This window comes from Lentzea alba, from assembly GCF_047445655.1.
Lineage (GTDB): Bacteria > Actinomycetota > Actinomycetes > Mycobacteriales > Pseudonocardiaceae > Lentzea > Lentzea alba_A.
The window spans coordinates 242,980-262,302 of record NZ_JAJAEG010000012.1; the positions used below are offsets into that span (position 1 = coordinate 242,980).

At 71.0% G+C, this 19,323-nt stretch carries 10 protein-coding genes; 6 read left to right on the plus strand and 4 right to left on the minus strand.

What is annotated here, in order from left to right; genetic code table 11:
* Positions 1–317: 317 nt before the first annotated feature.
* The 3 genes from lysA to LFM09_RS21765 all read left to right on the plus strand — a co-directional run bounded on the left by lysA (position 318) and on the right by LFM09_RS21765 (position 5,646).
* Positions 318–1,628 carry a diaminopimelate decarboxylase gene (lysA, locus tag LFM09_RS21755; protein WP_414098354.1) on the plus strand — a complete coding sequence of 437 codons (1,311 nt, stop codon included), beginning with the start codon at positions 318–320 and terminating at the stop codon, positions 1,626–1,628.
* A gap of 251 nt (positions 1,629–1,879) precedes the next feature.
* Positions 1,880–3,160: an SWIM zinc finger family protein gene (locus tag LFM09_RS21760; protein ID WP_414098355.1), complete on the plus strand. Its 1,281-nt coding sequence runs from the start codon at positions 1,880–1,882 to the stop codon at positions 3,158–3,160.
* The gene (locus tag LFM09_RS21765; protein WP_414098356.1) at positions 3,157–5,646 is read left to right on the plus strand and encodes a DUF6493 family protein; all 2,490 of its coding nucleotides are present in this window, start codon (positions 3,157–3,159) and stop codon (positions 5,644–5,646) included. The genes LFM09_RS21760 and LFM09_RS21765 overlap by 4 nt, the downstream gene beginning before the upstream one ends.
* 137 nt (positions 5,647–5,783) lie before the next feature.
* Here LFM09_RS21765 and LFM09_RS21770 read toward each other — a convergent pair whose 3' ends face one another.
* Complete coding sequence (locus LFM09_RS21770; protein WP_414098357.1) at positions 5,784–6,653, minus strand: carcinine hydrolase/isopenicillin-N N-acyltransferase family protein; 870 nt, start codon at positions 6,651–6,653, stop codon at positions 5,784–5,786.
* Between the two features lie 181 nt (positions 6,654–6,834).
* Between LFM09_RS21770 and LFM09_RS21775 the strand changes: the two genes are divergently transcribed.
* Positions 6,835–7,422: a sigma-70 family RNA polymerase sigma factor gene (locus LFM09_RS21775; RefSeq protein WP_414098358.1), complete on the plus strand. Its 588-nt coding sequence runs from the start codon at positions 6,835–6,837 to the stop codon at positions 7,420–7,422.
* A gap of 126 nt (positions 7,423–7,548) precedes the next feature.
* A complete protein-coding gene (locus tag LFM09_RS21780; protein WP_414098359.1) occupies positions 7,549–7,821 on the plus strand; it encodes an RICIN domain-containing protein in 273 nt (90 codons plus the stop codon).
* Positions 7,822–7,869: 48 nt separating this feature from the next.
* On the opposite strand, the gene LFM09_RS21785 is transcribed toward LFM09_RS21780, so the two are convergent.
* Together LFM09_RS21785 and LFM09_RS21790 are read right to left on the minus strand one after the other, a co-directional pair.
* Complete coding sequence (locus tag LFM09_RS21785) at positions 7,870–10,266, minus strand: ATP-binding protein (protein WP_414098360.1); 2,397 nt, start codon at positions 10,264–10,266, stop codon at positions 7,870–7,872.
* Between the two features lie 266 nt (positions 10,267–10,532).
* A complete protein-coding gene (locus tag LFM09_RS21790) occupies positions 10,533–13,817 on the minus strand; it encodes a right-handed parallel beta-helix repeat-containing protein (RefSeq protein ID WP_414098361.1) in 3,285 nt (1,094 codons plus the stop codon).
* Positions 13,818–13,959: 142 nt separating this feature from the next.
* Here LFM09_RS21790 and LFM09_RS21795 point away from each other — a divergent pair, with 142 nt between their 5' ends.
* Positions 13,960–15,087, plus strand: coding sequence for a S8 family serine peptidase (locus LFM09_RS21795; RefSeq protein WP_414098362.1), 1,128 nt, complete (start codon positions 13,960–13,962; stop codon positions 15,085–15,087).
* A gap of 219 nt (positions 15,088–15,306) precedes the next feature.
* On the opposite strand, the gene eccCa is transcribed toward LFM09_RS21795, so the two are convergent.
* Entirely contained in the window at positions 15,307–19,278 is a 3,972-nt protein-coding gene (eccCa, locus tag LFM09_RS21800; protein WP_414098363.1) for a type VII secretion protein EccCa, read from the minus strand.
* Between the last annotated feature and the right edge of the window lie 45 nt (positions 19,279–19,323).

Genomic DNA, 19,323 nt, shown 5'->3' on the forward strand with positions numbered 1-19,323 from the left:
TGGGGTCAGCCCCACTGCTCCACCTCGCCCTGATCGGTAGCGTCGAAGGCGGACACTTCGGGGGAAGGTGGGGCAGTGGGGGATCTGACGCGCCGAGATCTGTTGTCTTGGCTGGGGAAGCCGGCGGAGATCGAGGAAGCCGCGCGGGAGTCGGTCGAGGCACCGGCGACGCCGCTGGGGTGCTGCCTGCACTGAGCCAGGGCGGAGTGTGGCGACCGCCACCGAGATCGTCAGGATCGCGTCAAGGTGGGCGCCCAGCGTGTCAGAGTCTCGTCCGAGCCCTGGGAACCCAGGTCCAGCGAGCGTGCAATCGAGTCATGACACTCGCGGAGTTGCTGCCCAGCATCGGATGCTCCACCGAGCCGGTGCTGGAAGAGGGTCTGTGGCCGGACGGAACGCACCTGTCCGGCGCGGACCTCGTCATCGGTGGAATCCCCGCCACGCGGCTCGCGGCCCGGTTCGGCACGCCGTGCCAGGTGCTGGACGAGGCAACGGTCCGCAGTCGCGCCCGAGCGTTCGCAATAGCGCTGCCGGAAGCCGAGGTCGTGTTCGCGGGGAAGTCGTTGCCGTGCCCCGAGGTCTACCGGTGGATGGCGCAGGAAGGCCTGTCGCTGGACGTCTCCTCCGCGGGTGAGCTCGCGCTGGCCCGCACAGCCGGCTTCCCGGCGAAGCGAATCGTCATGCACGGCAACGTGAAGACCAGCGAAGACCTCAAAGCCGCGCTGGAGTACGGCGTCTCGCGGATCGTGGTCGACTCGTTCGACGAGATCGCCCAGCTCGGCGCCCTGGCGACGCACGGCCAGGAAGTCATGATCCGCGTGACGCCCGGCGTCGACGCGCACACCCACGCGGCCATCGCGACCGGTGTGGAGGACCAGAAGTTCGGCTTCTCACTGAAAACCGGCGCCGCCCTGGAGGCGATCCTGCGGGTGGCCGAGCAGCCGTCGCTCAGGCTCGTCGGCCTGCACTGTCACATCGGGTCGCAGGTCAGGCACGTCGCGTCCTACGAGGAGACCGTGCGGCGCATGGTCGACCTGATCGCGAAATGCGGTGTCCGCATCGAGCAGCTCGACCTGGGCGGCGGCTTCTGCGCGCCCTACCTGCCAACGGAATCAACCTTCGACCTGTTCGGCTTCGCACAACGGGTCCGCGGCACCCTCAACTACGAGTGCGCGCTGCACCGCGTCCCCGTCCCGCGAATCCTGATCGAGCCGGGACGGTCGATCGTCGCGAACGCCGGCGTCACGCTGTACCGGGTCTGCGCGGTCAAGCACGGCGAAAACCGAACCTTCGTGGCCGTCGACGGCGGCATGAGCGACAACCCGCGCCCCGCGCTGTACGGCGCCAAGTACGCGGTCCGCCTGATCGGCCGCGGCGGCAAGCTCCAGCCGTGCACCGTGGTCGGACGGCACTGCGAGGCCGGTGACGTGCTGGCGGAAGGCGTGCTGCCAGCGGACGTGCACGCGGGCGACGTGCTCGCGATGCCCGCGACGGGTGCCTACCACCACGCGTTGGCCTCGAACTACAACCAGGTCTGCCGCCCGCCGATCATCGCGGTCAACGACGGCGTGGCAAGGCCGATCGTGCGGAGGGAGACCGAGGAGGACCTGCTGCGCCGCTACCTCTGAACGGCCTGAGCGACCAGCCAACTCGCCGGAGATCAGCGTGGCGTCGACGTCGAAGCGGTTCGGCGTCAGGTACTTCGGCACGTCCTCGGCGTAGAACGCGCGGACCTCGGCCCGCGTCGAGCGCTTGCCGATCCACGGCACGGTCGCGGTGTCGCAGGGGATCTCCCACTCCACCTCGTCGACCTACCTCCGCCCGTACCTGGTTCGATCGTTTCGCCGCACGTCGAACGTGTGTTCCCTAGAGTGTGCCGATGCACTCGTACGCGTACGTGGCGGACTCGCGTCTCGACGAGTCCAAGCGCGCCCTCGGCCTGCAGACGTCGGGCGGCCGGGCGCCGAACCCGCGCTTCTTCACCGGGTTCCTCGGTGACTCGCAGCAGGCCGCCACGGCCCTGCTCGCCATCGCGAAGGTCGCCGGCGCGCGGTACTTCCAGCCGACCAACGAGCGGCTGCGCGACCCCGTCGTCACCTGCAACGGCGACCGGCTGCGCTTCGAGTCGTTCTCCGGCTGCTGCGGCGTCTACGCCCGGCTCGACGTGCTCTCCGACGCGCTCGACGGAGAGGTGCACGACCGCGGCACCACCAACGTCGACGTCAACGAACCGCTTCGACGCGCGCTCGCCCGTGTCACCAAAGGTGATCCGCTGCACCTGACCGTCGGGCCGGACCAGGTCGAGTTCGGCACGCTCGACGGCGCGGTCGTGGAGAAGAAGGTGCCGCTGCCGCCCCGCTGGTTGCGCGGCTTCGCCGAGACCCAGGTGCTGACCTCGCGGTTCGACCTGAAAGCCGAGCTCTCCCCGGCGGACGCGCAGCGGTTCCTCAAGACGCTGCCCAAGGGCCGCGCGGCAGTGTGGGCGGTCCCGTCCGGCAGGTCGCTGCGGCTCAGCGGAACGGCCTCGGCCAACGCGGTGTGCCTCGCCGGCCCGAACCGTCTCGAAACCCTCATCCCGTTGCTGCGCTTCGCGAAAGCCGTGCGCCTCTACGGCCCGCCTGCCGACGGCAAGCCGGTCGCGAGCGGCTGGGAGATCGACCTCGGCGCCCAACGACTGACGCTCACACTCTCGCCGGAGGTCAACCGCGGCCTGTCCGGTGAGGGTGCGGTCCTCGACGGCCTGGCCGCCGGAGACGCGGACACCGACGCCGAGCTCGTCGGCGCCCTCCTCGACTTCGAGCCACGGGTGGACATCGCTGATCTCGCCGAACGATCCGGGCTCACCACTCAACGGGTCAGGGACGCACTGGCACAGCTCGGCACGGCCGGGCGAGTGGGCTACGACCTGGCGGAGGCCTCGTACTTCCACCGCGAACTGCCGTACGAGGGCACGGACGTCCAGGCGATGAACCCGAGGCTGCGCAACGCGAAAGCACTCGTGGAGCAGAATGCGGTCAGCTGGGACGGCGACACCGCCTTGGTCGGTGAACACCGGGTGAGCGGCAACGCGTGCACCTGCCAGTGGTGGGCCGAGTACCGGGGCGGGCGTGGCAAGTGCAAGCACGTGCTGGCAGTGGACATGGTCAGGAGCAAGGCGTGACGTTCGACCACATCCGGGCGCTGATCGAGGCGGACCTGCACGGCGCCCTGGCGCGAGCGCTCGAACCGCTCAGCCCGCAGGAACGCAAGGGTCTCGCGAAAGAGCTTGTCGCGTACGAGAAGCAGCATCGCGCGGGCGACAACAGCTGGCACCACCGCGAGGCGCTCGCGATCGCCGGTGCCGGACTGCTGCCGAACGCCTCGACGCTCGCGCCGTGGCTCATCAGATACCAGATCTGGTACCACCGGACGAGCCCGGAGGACGGGATCGCCCTGGTGATCGGTCTGCTGCGGCACCGCGACCTCCCGTGGCTGCCCGACCTCGTCACGCGGCTGGCGGCCAAGATGCCGACCCGCGAGACGCGGCGGCAGGACCTGCTCAGGGTGATCGTCGCGTTCTGCGGCGACAACCCACCGGACACCGACGGCTTCCTGCTGCACTTCATGGAACGCGGCGGGCACGTGAACTTCCCGCCCGCCTTCGAGGTGCTGATTCCTCGCATGCTGGAGGTCGTGGGCTCGGGCGTGATCTTCGCGAACGTCCGCGAGTGGCGGTTGCTGCTGCGCGACCGGGCAGATCGCACCGTCCTCCTCGACGGCTGTCTCGCCCGGCTCCAGCAGGGCGGCGGCGCGAGGGAGATGGAAGGTTTCCTCGCGCTGCACGAAGTTCTGCAGGTGACGATGGACGAGATGGCCGATCACGCGCGGGACTACGTCGCGATGCTGCCCGACTCGCGCTCGACCGTCGCCACGCTCGCCCAGAACCAGCTGAAGCGGCTGGACGAGGCGGGAAAGCTCGACCTCGATCTGTTGTGCGACGCGAGCCGCTGGGTCTTCGGACGCACCGAGAAGAAGCTGATCCGCGCCCAGCTGACCTGGCTCGGCAAGCACGCGAGGACGAACCCCGGCGAAGTGGTGCTGACCGCCGCCGAACTGTTCGCGCACGAGTCCGACGACCTGCGCGGCCAGGCGGTCAAGCTGGTGGCCAAGCACCTGACGAAGATCAGCGACCCCGCCGAGGTCCTGGCGCTGGCCGAACAGCTGCCCGCCGACCTCGCGGCACAGCTCGGCGCCACGACGACGAGGGACGACGCTGTCACCCTCGCCCCGTTCGTCAGCAGACCGTGGCCGGAGCCGATCGCCACGATCGACGAGCTGACGCGCGAGGTGCGGTCGCTGTTCGGCCGCAACAGCGCCCACATCGAGGCCGTCACCGCGGAACGGATCATCGAGGCGATCGTCCGGTTCGCCTGGCAGGACCGGGAAGCGATCGCCAAGGCGTTCCAGCCGATCTACGACAAGTACCCGTGGATCCTCAACCGCGGCGCCTACAAGTACTACTCCGAACACGCGCAGCGCGATGCACGGTCGGAGTTCATGGCGATCATCGCCAACGCCTCCGCGCGACCGCGGGTGACCGGCCCGGTCGGATCCGTGCTGGAGTCCGCGCGCACGTGGCTCAAGCAGCTCAAACGGGCCGAAGCCGGCTCAGTCGGCGAACAGCTCGCCAAACGTCTGCACGAGATCACGAAAGGCCTGGTCGGCTCGCCGCGCCCGGCCCTGGTCTCCACCCCGACCGAGCTGTCCGGCCTGCTCGACCCCGTCGTGCTGCTCGAACGCCTGGCCAAGGCCGACGCGGACGGCTGGGAACCGTGGCCGCGCGACTTGAAACAGGCCTACCACCGGCTGCCGCGCGACGTGACCCCCGAGGCGTTCGCGTCGCTGAAGGGCAACGTGGGACGGCTGCTGCGCGAGTGGCTGCAGGACCGGACCGACCCGGTGGTCACGCTGGTCGAACGCACGCGCACCACCCCCGAAAGCTTCTACCAGGCCTCGACCACGGAGCACCGGCTGCTCGTGACGGCCACGCCCGGCCTGCTGGAGCCGGAACACCTCTGGCACGGCCACGACGAGTGGGGCGCGATGATCGAGTGGTGGCCCGCGGTGCTGCCGGCGCAACGCGAGGTCGTCGCCGCCCACTTCGTGCCGCACCTCGCTCACCGGCGTGACTCGAAGGGGTCCGACGGCCCGCTGCTGCCGATGCTCGCCGAGGCGGACGGCCCGATCGGCGTCGGCATGGACCTGGCGCTCGCCTACGGGCTCGGCGCCGAGCTCACGGTCAACCGCGCCCACGCCGTCGACGCCCTGCTCACCCTCGCGGCACGCGACCAGCTCGACGGCAAGGCGCTCGGCGTCGTGGTCGGCCTGCTGCTCTCTCGCGGCGAGCTGGCGCTGAACCGGATCGTGCCGGGCCTGCGCGACGTCGCTCGTTCCGGCGCACCTCGGCAGATCTGGGACCTCCTGGTGGCCGCGTTGCCGAGGTTGTGGACGCACAACAGGGTCGCTGACCTGATCGAGCTCGCCGTCGAACTGGCCCAGCAGCTCAAGCCGGGTGGCGACATCGACGGACTTGCCGGTGTGGCGGCGCGCAAGGGCTCCAGCAAGGCTGTCGTGCAGGCCAAGCGACTGGTGGCTGCCGTGGGCTAGCCGCGTGCGGAACGCGCGCACCGGGCCGACGGGATCCCTCCCGTCCTCACCCAGTCCGCTGGACCGCTCGGCGGCCAGTCCGTCCACAGTGGACCAAGCGGGCACGTGGATCTGCCGCGACCCTGCCGCTCCGCGGGTCAGTCCGGCCCGTACTCGATCACGATCTCGGCGGGCTCGAAGTCGTCGAACCCCCAGGTCCTGGACCCACCAGGCCACAGGAACGTCGCCGTGCCCTCGGCAGGGCGGTAGACGGCCGTGTGGAGCGTGCCGCCGCCGATGGCGTAGTCGGTCCGGAAGCGGGGTGGGCGCCGCATCGCGGCCACGCCCTCGGTCGTCGTGGCCCAGTGCTGGGTCAGGCCGCGCCGGGTGGGGGTGCGCGGCGCCACGCGGTAGGCGGTCCGGTTGCCTTCCGCGTCCAGCACGGCGAGGTCGTGCGTGGTCGCCGTTCGCCAGCTACGCATCGCCAGGTCGACCTCGGCGACGGTGGTGCACTGCTCCAGCAGGTGCCGCACCAGGATCGGCCCGCTGAGGCCCACGTCGTGCCGGAGTGTCGCGCCGGACGTGAGCGACACCGCCAGCCCGTTCTCGTTCATCCCGTCCAGCAGGCCCCACAGGCCCGAGGTGGTGCCCAGCACGCGGCGCGAGCCGAGCCTGCTCAGCCACAGCGTCGACTCGTACCGGTCCAGGCCGAGCTCCAGGTTGCGCACCAGCGCTCGTCCTGCGGTGCCCTGCCTGCCGCCCACCACGGCCGGAGGCGGATCCACGTGGGTGAGGAGCGCGGAGAGCGTGCGGTCGTGCAGTCCAGCCTCCCTGGTCAGCTCGGCGCAGATCGGCGCCAGGTGGGGGAGCTCCAGGTCCAGCACGGCCATCCGCCACGACACCGCCATCAGGTCGTCCGCGATCTCGGGCCTGAACCGTGGCCACTGCCGGCCGACGTGCCGCCGCCACCCGTTGCCCGGACGTTCCTCGGCGAAGGCGAAGAACGTCGTGGAGCAGCCGTCGATCACCTCGTCACCTCCCCAAATCTCCAGTGCCGATGCAATCCCGGACGCCCTCCCGCGGCCATGCGGGAGGACTGGCAGAACCCGGCCGGCCGAGGTTCTGCCGGTCCTTGTGCCTGGCCGTGGGCACCCCCGGCATTGCAACTTGTGGCATCCCCAATGGACCCGTCGAAGTAGGGAGGTCACCGTGGCACCCAGGGCAGCCGCCACCCATGCGGGCCCCGTGACCGTGCCGGCGGACCGCGTCCCGGCCGTTTCCGTGAACGCGTTCCTGGTCGAGTTGCACGTCGAGCACCGCGCGCCGCTGCTGAGGTTCACCCGCCGCCTGCTGCCGGGTGATCCGCACCGCGCGGAGGACGTGGTGCAGGAGTGCATGTTCCGCGCTTGGCGCAACAGCGAGACGTTGCTGGCGACGAAAGGCTTCGCGGCACGGCCGTGGCTGTTCACCGTGGCGCGCAACCTGATCGTCGACCTCGCCCGCCGGGACAAGGCCCGGCCGGTCGTGTTCGGTGACGACGACTTCGACCTGTTGCCCGGTGACACCGACTTCGCTGACGAGGTCATCGAACGGTGCCTCGTCGACGAGACCCTGGCGAAGCTGACGCCGTTGCAGCGCCAAGCCCTGGAGCAGGTCTACCGGCTCGACTCCACCCGGCAGTGCGCGGCCGCGGCGGTCGGCGTGCCGGTGGGAACGATGAAGTCCCGTGTGCACAAGGCGACGATCGCCATGACTGAGGCACTGGCAGGCCGCGGGGTGACCGCGGCCGGGTGGTGAGCGGCCGGGTGAAGCACTCGGAACCGGCGAGGTGCCGTCCCGAGGGCTTCGACCGCGGCGATCCGCTGTGGATCAGCTGACCGTTGTCACTTCCAGTCGGAGCACGCGCCGTTCATGCAGGCGCGAATGACAACGGCCCTCATCTTCTCGTATTCCCCTGCGGGCCTGATGCTCCGCTCACTGGTCCTGCCGGAACTGTTCGTGAACCTGCCGTACAGCTCATCCTCCACACAGGAGTGGGCTCTCGTCCGGAGCGCCGACCTGCGGTACGGACTGGTGAACCGGGCCAGCGGGCTGGCGGTGCGGCAGGTCCACAACGGCACCGCCTCGATCCTGGAACAGCAGCCGTTCCACGGTGGGCGCAGCGACGAGACGGTCTGGGCACTCGTGCCGGCGTGATCTCCAGGTTCGGCCGAGTGCGGGTAGCCGGAGCCGGAATCGGTGCGGTCAGGCCGATTCCGACACGGCGAGACCCAGCTGGTCGGCCAGCCGGCAGGCGATGCCACGGATCTCCGGCGTGTCGTACCGCCCGCATTCGGCGAGCGCACGCACGCGATGTTCCCGGGCCTGCGCGGTGTCGCCGCTCTCGTCGGCCAGTTCCGCGAGCATGACCATGGTGTCCACCCTGGCCTCGGACAGGCGCTCCTCCCTCAGCGCGGCCACCAGGTGCTCCCTGGCCTCGGCGAGACGGCCCGCCTTGATCAGCGCACGCCCGCGAAGATGCCGCACGCGCGCCACCCCGGCGCTCACCTCGTGCTTGCGGAACAACGCTTCGGCCTCGTCCAGCAGGTCCAGTGCGGCCGGCACGTCACCCGACGCCGCGAGGCTGTCGGCGAGTCGTGAGAGGACCATCGACAGCAGCTCCTCGTTGCCGGGAGCGGCGGCCGAAGCGCGGAAGTGGGCGACGCTGCGCCGGCTCGCCGCCACGGCCTCGTCGAACTCGCCCGCCGAGTGCAGGAGCGAGCCCAGCAGGGACAGCGCGAGGTTGTGGCCGAGCGCGTAGCCCACCCGCTCGAACAGCTCGATGGCCCTCCTGGCGAACGGCGCGCCCTCCCGGGGTGAGGTCAGGCGTCGTTCGATGGCCGACCGGTAGTACACGGCCCACGCCTCCAGCAGCTCGTCGCCGACCTGGTTCGCCGCCGCCACGGCGAGGTGGTGCGTCTCCAGCGCCTCGACCGGGCTCCCGCACAGGGTGTAAAGCGCCCACGTCACGTAGTTGAGCTGCTCGGCCTCCGCCCGGACGTCGCCCAGCGCCTTCGCGGCGGCGGCGCCCGCGGTGAACACCTCGCGCCACAGCGCTCCGGTGCCGCGCAGGTCCGAGTACCAGTGCAGAGCCTGTGCCAGGTCCAGCACCTTCCGGTGCTCGCCGCACGCGGCCGCGGTCCGCAGTGCCCCGAGCCAGCTCGGCAGCTCGGCGGTCAGCCAGCGGTTCGCGGAGTCGCGGTCCCGCACCGGGTCCGGCCCGTCGATCTCGGCGGTGACCTCCTCGCGGTCGTGGTCGAAGTGCAGAGCGGCCTTCGTCGCGACCGCGAGCAGCCAGTCACGCATTCGCACCGAGGCGGCACGCACATCCTCCGGCTGCTCGTCCAGCTCAAGCCGTTCCCGGGCGAACACCCTCAGCAGGTCGTGCCTGGTGTAGCGGCCGGGGGTCTCGCCGAGCCCGATCAGGCTGGCGTCGGCCAGCTCCTCCAGCGCCGTCTCCGCCCGGTCGGCCGACTGTCCGGACAGGACCGCGGCCAGTTCGACGGAGGCATCGTCACCGGGCACCAGCGCCAGCCGGCGGAACACCGTCGCCGCCGCGGGGTGCAGCTGGTGGTAGGAGATCTCGAACGCGGCCCGCACCTGCAGGTCGCCCGCCGTCAGGACGGACAGCCGGCGCCCCTCGTCGGCGAGCTGGTCCGCCAGGTGCTCGATCGTCCACTGCGCCCGGCTCGCCAGCCGGTTGCCCGCGATCAGCAGCGCCAGCGGCACGCCGCCGCACGACATCGCCACCCGCCTCGCGGCCTGCGGTTCCGCCTCCACCCGTCGCACACCGGCGACCACGCCGAGCAGTTCGACCGCGCGGTCGACGTCGAGGAGGCCCAGGTCGACCCGGTGGTGCGAGTCCAGCCCGACCAGCGTGTTGCGGCTCGTCACCACCACCATCGACCCGGGGCTGGTGGCCAGCAGGGGCCGGACCTGTGCTTCGTTCGCGGCGTTGTCCAGCACCATCAGCACGGGCCGCTGGTGCAGCAACGACCGGTAGAGAGCGAGCCGCTCGTCCGGGTCCGCGGGGATCCTCCGCTCGTCCACCCCGAACCCGCGCAGCAGCCGTTGCACCGCGCAGTGCGGTGGCATCGGCTCGTCCATGCCGTGCAGGTCGAGGAACAGGCAGCCGCCGCTGAACCGTCCGGCCAGCCGGTGCCCCGCATCGAGGGCCAGCGCCGTCTTGCCCGCGCCCGGCGGGCCGTGGATCACCGTGACCTGCAAGCTCGCCGACGACTCCGCCTCCAGCGCGAACCCGTCCAGCGCCCGCTGTTCCTGTTCCCGCCCGGTGAGCTGGGTCAGCACCGGCGGCAACATGCACGCGGTACCTGCCTGGGGAAGCTCGGCGTGGTCCTCGGCGGGCGCCGGTCGCCGTCCCGCGCGAGCCAGCTCGGCGAACTCCGCCGCCTCGTCCGCCGGCAGGGCGAGCCCACCTGCCAGCAACTCCACCGTCCGCCGCTGAGGACATCTCGCCCGGCCGCGCTCCATGTCGCTGATCGCGCGCACGCTGACGCCGGTCCGCTCCGCGAGCTCCTCCTGCGTCAGCTCGGCACGCAGCCGGTAGAAGCGGAGGAAGTCGCCGAACGCAGTCGCACCCACGCAGCTGAGCTCCTCCCGCGGCAAGGTGCTGACCCTGGACACCATGTCATCGATGTGAGGGCCACATCCTGCCACGAGCGGAGGCGCGCGTCGTGCCGGCCGTCTCGACTGGCCACCGGTGGCAAACCCTTGCGGGACAAGATCGGGGGAGATCCGGTGGTGGCAGCAGGTCGTCGCGCGGCACGGCCGGGGCAGGTCAGGCCGGTGCGCCGGCCCTGCTCGTCCGTGCCGCCCGGCACGCAGCGGCAAGCCTTGCGGGACAAAGGTCAGGGCAGGTCCGGAGGCAGCAGGAGGCGCAGGTCGTCGACCGTCGGCGCGCCCGTCCTGCTCAGTCGTCCCGCCTGGCGGGTCATCATCTTCTCCATCACCTGCCGGGCGTAGCGGGCGTTGCCGAACGTCGCGTCGCGCACGACGCCGCCGAAGTGCTCCCGCAGCGCGGCAACGGTTTCCGGCGTGCACTCGTACCCGTTCGTGGTGGCCATCCGATGGGTGATCGTCACCAGGTCGTCGGTGCTGTAGTTCTCGAACTCGATGTGCCGGGAGAACCTGGACTCCAGTCCGGGGTTGGACTTCAGGAAGTTCCGCATCTCCGCGGAGTAGCCCGCGACGATGACAACGGTGTCGTCGCGGTGGTCCTCCATCAGCTTCACGAGCGTGTCGACGGCCTCCTGGCCGAAGTCGCCGCCGTGGCTGTTCTCCGGCGTCAGGGCGTAGGCCTCGTCGATGAACAACACGCCGCCGCGCGCGTTCTCGAACGCTTCCGCGGTGAGGTGCGCGGTGTGCCCGATGTACCTGCCGACCAGGTCCGCGCGCGCCACCTCGACCAGATGACCCTTCTGCAGCACGCCGAGAGCGGCGAGCAGCTCTCCGTAGAGCCGGGCCACCGTCGTCTTGCCGGTGCCCGGCGCGCCGGCGAACACGAGGTGGTTGCTGATCGCGGGCACCGGCAGTCCGGCCTGCCGCCGCTGCCGTGCGGTGGCGATCAGGTTCACCAGGTCGTTGATCGCCTCCTTCACGCCGGACAGGCCGATCATCGCGTCCAGTCGCGACCGCAGCGATGCCAGGGCGGTGTCGTCGCCGAGCGTGACGCCTCCCGGCACGTCGGCGGCCAGCAGGAGGGACAGGCTCTGGTCGTCCGCGTCCGGCTCGTTCGCGAGGCGGAACGCCTGCCGGTCCACCATCTCCTCGAACACCTTGCGCGCGGTCCGGCCGTTGCCGAAGTCGTCCCCGCGCGCCATCTGTCCGAAGTGGATGGTCAGGGCGTTCCTGGTCTCCTCCGGCACCTGGTACTGGTGGCTGGAGCACATCTGCTCGACGATCGTCACCAGCTCGTCGGTGGTGTAGTTCTCGAACTCGATGGTGCGCGTGAACCGCGACGCGAGGCCGGGGTTGGACTGCAGGAACGCGTTCATCTCCGGCGAGTAGCCCGCGACGATCACCACCGCGTCGTCGCGGTGGTCCTCCATGAGCTTCACCAGGGTGTCGACGGCCTCCCGGCCGAAGTCGTGCCCAACGCCCTTGCCCTGCGAGGTGAGCGTGTACGCCTCGTCGATGAACAGCACGCCGCCCAGCGCCTTGGTGAAGGTCTCGGTGGTCTTGATCGCCGTGCCGCCGACGATCTGCGCGACCAGGTCCGCCCGCGCGACCTCGACCAGGTGACCGTCGCGCAGCACACCGAGCTCGGCGAGGATGCTGCCGTAGAGCCGCGCGACGGTCGTCTTGCCGGTGCCGGGAGGGCCGGCGAAGATCAGGTGCCTGCTGGTCGGCGGCGCGGCCAGCCCGGCCTCCTGGCGGCGGCGCGCCATCTTGTTCAGGTTCACCAGGGTCTTCACCTGGTGCTTCACCGCGGTGAGCCCGACCAGCGCCTCCAGCTTCGCGAGCGGTGCCGCCTCACCGGGGTTCCCGTCGGGCGGCGTTGCTCCCGGTGCGTGGTCCGGCACGGCCTCCGCGGTCGCCGTGCTGCCGTCGGCGTCCGCCGCGCCGTTGCCCTTGCTGGACAGGTTCTCCACCGAGATCCGGGCACTGGGCACGGTCACCCGCAGGCCGCTGCCGTTGTTGTCCGACACGGCGCAGTCCACCAGGCTCACCTCGTCGGTCGAGTCGACCCGCACGCCGTCGCCGGTGTTGCCGCTCAGCTCGTCGTTCGTGAGCTTCGCCCGCGCACCGGCCGAGACCAGCACACCGTGACCGCGGGACCGGCGCACCTTCGACCGGGAGAGCATCAGCTCACCGCCGTCGCGCACGACCACACCGTCCCCGCGCGCCTCGCCGATCTCGCAGTCCCGCAGTGAGCCGACGCCGCCGGGGCCGATCAGCACCCCGGCCTCGCCGGACTGGAACACCCGCAGCGTGCTGACGTAGGGGCTGCCGCCCTCCGAGACGCTGAGCCCGGACTTCCGCGCCTCCCGCACGTCGCAGTCCTCCAGCCGGCCGCGGCCGTTGCCGGTGACCTCGATGCCGTTGGCCTGGCAGCCGTCCAGCGTCGCGCGGCGCACCATCGGGTTGGCGGCCGACTCGATGCGGACCCCGTCGCCGGCGACGTCGCGCACCTCCAGGCGGTCGAACTCGGCCGTCGCACCGCCGGCGACCAGCACTCCGGCCGACGACCCGCCGCGCACGACGGTGCGCGTGAACGTCGGGCCGCTCGCGTCGTCGACATGAATGCCGGCGCCTGTCGCGTCGGCGACCTCGCACTCCTCGAAGGAACCGCGCGCCCGGCCGGTGACCCGCACACCGGATCCGCCCGTCTTGGCGGTGCGGCAGCGGCGCAGCACGGGGTCCGCCCCGCCGGCCACGGTGATGCCGTCGCCGGCGGTGTTCGTGATGCGGCACTCCTCCAGCACGGGGGAGGCGTGGGTGCTCACGAACACCCCGCTCGCGCTGTCCCGCACGGTCGTGTCGATCACCTTGGTCGAGCTGTCCTCCTCCAGCGCGATGCCCGGCCGGTCGGTGGAGGAGATGTCGCAGTGCTGGATGGTGCCCTGCGCCTGGCCGTTCGCGCACACGCCGTTGCCCTTGGCGTGCCGCAACGTGCAGTCGCGCACCACCGGGTTGCCGCGGTCGGCGATCACGACAGCGGAGGTCTCGACGTGTTCGACGACGCAGTCCTCGATCGTGCTCGCGGACGACGAGGTCACGACGATGCCGGCGCCGGCGGAGTTGGTCACCCGGCAGCCGCGCATCGCGAGCGAACCAGAGCCGTGCGCGATCACGGCGGTCCAGGCCGCGCCGATGATCTCGCAGTCCTCGACGGCCGCCTGACCGCGTGCGACGTCGAGCGCGGGAAGTTCCTCGTGCTGCCCGCGCAACACCAGACCGGTCAGCTTCACGGCCTCCGCGTTGAGCCGCACCACGCTGCCCTGCCTGGCCACGATCTCGACGCTGCCGCGCGGGTCGCTCGCCGCGATGGTGACCACCTTCGTCACGACGAGCGACTCGTCGTAGCGGCCGGGCAGCACGGAGATCACAGATCCGTTGCGCGCGTCCTGCAGGGCGGCGGAAATGGTGCGGTAGCCGTTGTCGCGGTCCACTGTGAGCACGTGCCGTGACACGAGCGCTCCCCTCGTCGTCCGTTGGAGGAGCACACTGCTCCACATCGGACAACGCGGCGCGGTCCCCGTTTGGTTTGCCTTGGTGGTTTCCTGCCGGTGGTTCTGCCTGTCGGGCTTCGTGGCACCGTGCTCAACTCTCACGATGAGGCGACACCTGGCGGCAGCGTGCCTGGGGCTCACGCTCGCGGCGAACGGCGGCGTGGCGGCCGCTCAGGACAACGATCTTCCCCGGATCCCGCAGGCGTTGCGCGCCGGGCAGGCTTGCACACCGCCGTCGGGCAAGAAGGTGCCGGACGCGCCGTGGCAGCTGTCCTATCTGGGCGCGGACCGGCTGTGGCCGCTCAGCACCGGCAAAGGCGTGACCGTCGCCGTGGTGGACACCGGCGTCGACAGGTCCGCGACCCCGGCCGACGTCGCCGGCGACGCGGGCAGTGACTGCGTCGGGCACGGCACGGTCATCGCGAGCCTGATCGCCGCGCCTGTCAAGGAGGGCTCCAAGTTCGCCGGGCTCGCGCCGGCCTCACGTGTCGTCGTGGCGCGCGGCACCGACAAGTTCGGTGCGGCGACCGGCGCTGGCATCGCCTCCGGGATCGACGCGGCGGTGGCGGCAGGCGCCCGGATCATCTGCGTCGGCGCGGTGACCGCGGAGGAGGCCCCCGTTCTCCGCCAGTCGGTCGACCGTGCTCTCGCGGCCGGCGCGCTGGTCGTGGCCGCCGCCGGGCCGGACGCCGGGTCGAGGAGGTCCGGCGCCCCGGCCAAGTACTACCCCGCGGCGTTCCCCGGGGTGCTGTCCGTCGCCGCCATCGGGCCGGACGGCAAACCGGAAGCCGGTGCCGTCGCCGGAACCCTTGTCGCGCCGGGCAACCTCGTCATGGGTGCGGGGCCCGGAGGTGGACAGGTCGTCGCCGCCGGGCCGGCGTTCGCCGCCGCCCACGTCGCCGCGGCCGCCGCGCTCGTCCGGGCCTACCGGCCGGAGCTGTCGACGGCCGAGGTGTCCCGGCTGCTCACGGAAACCGCCTACCGGCAGCCGGGAAGTGCCGTCGTGGATCCGCTCGCGGCTCTCACGACCGGGCTGAACCGCGGCGGTGATTCCTCGGTGGGCCGGGAATCCGTTGTGGTGCGGGAAATTCCTGACTTCGGCGCTGTTCGCGGGTCCGCGTTGACCGTCGCCGGTGGTGTTGTGCTCGGCGTTTGCCTGCTTGCCGCAGTGGCGGTGGTCGTGCCGCGGGGGCGCCGTCGTGGTTGGCGTGCTGGGCCCGTGGACAGCTAGATGCCGTCGTGGGTGGTGTGCCGGGGCGATCGACAGCTGACCCGGACGACGACCTCCCGGACGACGACCTCCCGGATGACCCGAAGCGCCTGACCCCGCAACACCGGCCTTCGAACCTGAAACGGGGCCCCGGACCACAGGTCCGGGGCCCCGTCTGGCGGCGGGGGGTCGGCCGCCGGGAGTGTTCCCGGCCGCGCCGCAGCGACCGGGAACGGGTGGTCATCTGGCGTTGAGCGTCATTTCGTGGGCCGACATCGCGGTCTGCACCACGGTCGTCCCGCGTCGCGTCACGTACTGCGCCCGGCCGGGGATCAGGGTGCGCGGCTTGACCTCGCCGAACACCATGCCCTCCGACAGCGGGCAGGACAGCAGCAACACCGGGGTGTTGACCTCGACCAGGCGGCGCAGCAGCGGGTCGTTGTAGCCGCGGCTGATCCCGTTCGCGCCGCGTGCCACGATCACGTGCAGGCCCAGGGCGTTGCCCTGCGCCAGCGGGTCGAACAGCGGGTCGAACATGCTGCCGGCCGTCGCCACCATGTCGTAGTCGTCGATGATCACGAACACCTGCGGGCCGGTCCACCAGTCGCGGGTGCGCAGGCGGGCAGGGGTGATGTCCGGGCCGGGGATGCGGGTCTGCATCGCCCTGGCCACGCCGTCGACCAGTTCGAGCACGATGTCGCCCGCCACCGCGTAGCCCAGCCGGTACTCCTCTGGCACCGCGTCGTACAGCCCGCGGCGGTAGTCCACGGTGATGATCCGGGCCTCCTGCGGGGTGTACCGCTGGGTGATGCCGTCGATCACCAGCCGCAGCGCGTTCGTCTTGCCGCTTTCGACGTCGCCGACCACCACCAGGTGCGGTGTGTCCTCGAAGTCGTGCCACAGCGGCTCCAGGCGCTGGTCGTCGAGGCCGAGCGCGAGGCGCATGTCCTTGTCCGGCAGGGGAAGTTCGTTCCGGTCGAGAACAGGGGGCAGCATCCTGACCGGGGGAGCGGACGGACCGGTCCAGGCCGCGGCCACCTGGTCGACCAGGTCGGCCTGGTGGTCGGAGACGTCGCGGTCCGCGCCGTCGATCGAGGGCAGCGCGGTGAGGAAGTGCAGTTTCTGGTCGGTCAGGCCGCGACCGGGGATCTTCGGCACTCCCGCCGCCGCGCGCATGTTGATCACCGAGTCGACGGGGTCACCGAGGCGGAGCTCGAGCTGCGTGCCCAGCAGGTCGCGCACGCCGGTGAGGATCTCGCTCCACCGGGTCGCGGCGACCACCAGGTGGATGCCGTAGTTGAGGCCGCGTGCCGCCAGTTCGGAGAACACGCCCAGCAGGTCCATGAAGTCCTGGCGGATGGTGCCCCAGCCGTCCACCACGAAGAAGACGTCGCCGTGCCGCTCCTCGGGGAACTCTCCCGCCGCCCGCTTGCGCCGGTAGGTGGCCATCGAGTCGATGCCGTGGTCGGAGAAGAACCGTTCCCGGCGCGCCAGCAGAGACGTGACTTCGGCGATGGTGCGGTGGATGCGCTCGACGTCGAGCCTGCCCGTCACACCACCCACGTGCGGCAGCTTCTGCAGGGCGGCGAGTGAACCGCCACCGAAGTCGAGGCAGTAGAACTGGACCTCGGCCGGGCTGTGCGTGAGCGCCAGCGCGGTGATCAGGGTGCGCAGGGCGGTGCTCTTGCCGCTCTGCGGACCACCGACGACGGCGACGTGCCCTGCGCTGCCGGACAGGTCGACCAGCAGCGGGTCACGAGCCTGGTCGAACGGCCGGTCGATCAGGCCGACCGGCACGGTGAGCTTGCCCCTGCCGTGCCACTCCACCGCGCACAGGCCGTGCTGCGGGGTGACCTGGAGCGGCGGCAGCAGTTCGTCGAGCGAGTTCGGAGCGTCCAGCGGCGGCAGCCACACCTGGTGCGCGGCGGGACCGCTGTCGCGCAGGCGTTCGACGGCCAGCTCCAGCAGGCTCTGCACCGAGCTGTCCGGTTCCGGTTCCGCCACCGGAGTCGGAACCGGCTCCGGGTCGCGGCGAACGGTGAACTTCGCGGTGAACGGCGCGATCTGCTTCGCCACCACCGCCTGTTCGACGTTGCGGCGTGCCACGCGGTGCGGTCCGGACACGTACGCGGCCTTGAACCGGGTCAGTTCCCCGATGCCGCTCTTGAGGAACCCGTTGCCGGGGTCGGACGGCAGCTGGTAGGCGTCGGGCACGCCCAGCACGCCGCGGCTCTCCATGGCGGAGAACGTCCGCAGGCCGATCCGGTAGGACAAGTGCGACTCGAGCTGGTGGATGCGCCCCTCGTCGAGCCGCTGCGACGCGAGCAGCAGGTGCACACCCAGCGACCGGCCGAGCCGGCCGATCATGATGAACAGGTCCATGAAGTCGCGGTGCGCCGACAACAGCTCGCTGAACTCGTCGACCACCACGAACAGCGTGGGCAGCGGATCGAGCGGCGCACCGTTGGCCCGCGCCCGTTCGTAGTCCAGCGCCGAGCTGTAGTTGCCCGCCTTGCGCAGAAGTTCCTGGCGCCGCACCAGCTCTCCGTTGAGAGCGTCGCGCATGCGGTCGACCAGCGCCGCCTCGTCGGCCAGGTTGGTGATCACCGCCGAGGTGTGCGGCAGCCCGTCCAGACCGAGGAACGTCGCGCCGCCCTTGAAGTCCACCAGGACGAAGTTGAGGATCTCCGACGAGTGCGTGAGCGCCAGTGCCAGCACCATCGTGCGCAGCAGCTCCGACTTGCCGGAGCCGGTCGCGCCGATGAGCATGCCGTGCGGCCCCATGCCGCCCTGCGCGGACTCCTTGATGTCGAGGTCGACCGGTGCCCCGGTGGGCCCGACACCCAGCGGCACTCGCAGGCGTCCACCGGGGCGCCGCGCCGACCACCCGCCCTCGACGTCGTGGGTCTGGATGTCCTTGATGCCCAGCAGGGCCGTGAGGTCGAAGTTGGCCGCCATCGGCTCGGCGCTCCGCCTCGGCGCGCCCACCCGGAACGGGGCGAGCCGCATCGCCAGTGCCGTGGCAGTGTTGATCCCGATGCCGTCCGGCCGGCCGAGGTCGCCCGCGACCTCCTTGTTGTGCTGGTCGACCGTGATCAGTTTCAGCACGCCGTCCTCCAGCCGCATCCGCAGCGTCTGCGGATCGTCCTGATCGGACAGCGAGGACGAGAGGTCGATGACCGTGGTGTTGCGGTAACCGTCTCCCGACAGCCTGGACGTCGGCGGCACGTCGACACCGTCCACGAACACCATCAGGCACGGTTCGGTGCGGTCCGGCATGGCGTCCGGGTCGAACCCCGGCCTGCCCGCGAACTCGTCGCCCAGCGCGTTGTCGAGCTCCGGCATCGACTCGACGGTCAGCCGGGCCTCGCCCGCGCCGTCCGTCTCGTTCGGATGCAGGTTGTGCGGCAACCACTTCACCCACTCCCACGCGCCTCTGCGCTCGGGTGCGGCGACCACGACGATCCGCAGGTCCGCCGGGGAGTGGAAGAGCGCCAGATGGGCGATCATCGAGCGGGCCAGCGCCCTGATCCGCTCGTCGTCGCCGGCGTCCGCGGTCCGCATGAGGATCCGGGCGAACGACGGGAGGAACACGGCCACCGGCTGGTCTCCCACGGTGCCGTAGGCGTGGATGAACCGGCGCAACGCGTGCGCGGACAGCGGTTCCAGGTCGTCCACCGGCTTGGTGGACAACGGGTTCAACCGCCACGCGAGACGCTGCGGGCCCAGCGCGATGCGGACCTCGCCGAAGTCGTCGTCGTGCGCCTCCCGCTCCCACATGCGTGACGTGCCGGGCAGCGACCACAGCGTCGCCGGGTCGGGGTGGCGCCACGTCAGAGCCTCGCGCTGGCTCACCACCACCTCCCGGATCTTGCGGCGGGACTGCGCGAGATAGCGGAGGTAGTCGCGGCGGGCGTCGTTGAGCTTCTGCTTGCGCTCACCCGCGTTGCGGCCGAGCTGGCCGACGAGCATGGCCATCGAGGACACGGTCATCAAGCCCGCGGCGAGATAGCTGAAGGCGCCGTTCTCACCCGGCCGCACGAACAGCAGCACGGTGGCCGTGGAGGACAACGCCATCGGCAGGTACATCATGATCGCGCCGGCGCTGCGCTGGATCTCCGGCAGCGTCGGCGGTTCCTGGACGCTCAGCTCGCCTTCGGGCATTTCCGGTCCGGGCCGGCGAGGCCCCTTGCGGAAGACTATTACACTCAAGCCCGGATTCCTTCCCTCTGCGGACGCGCTGTGGTGGCAGCTCCA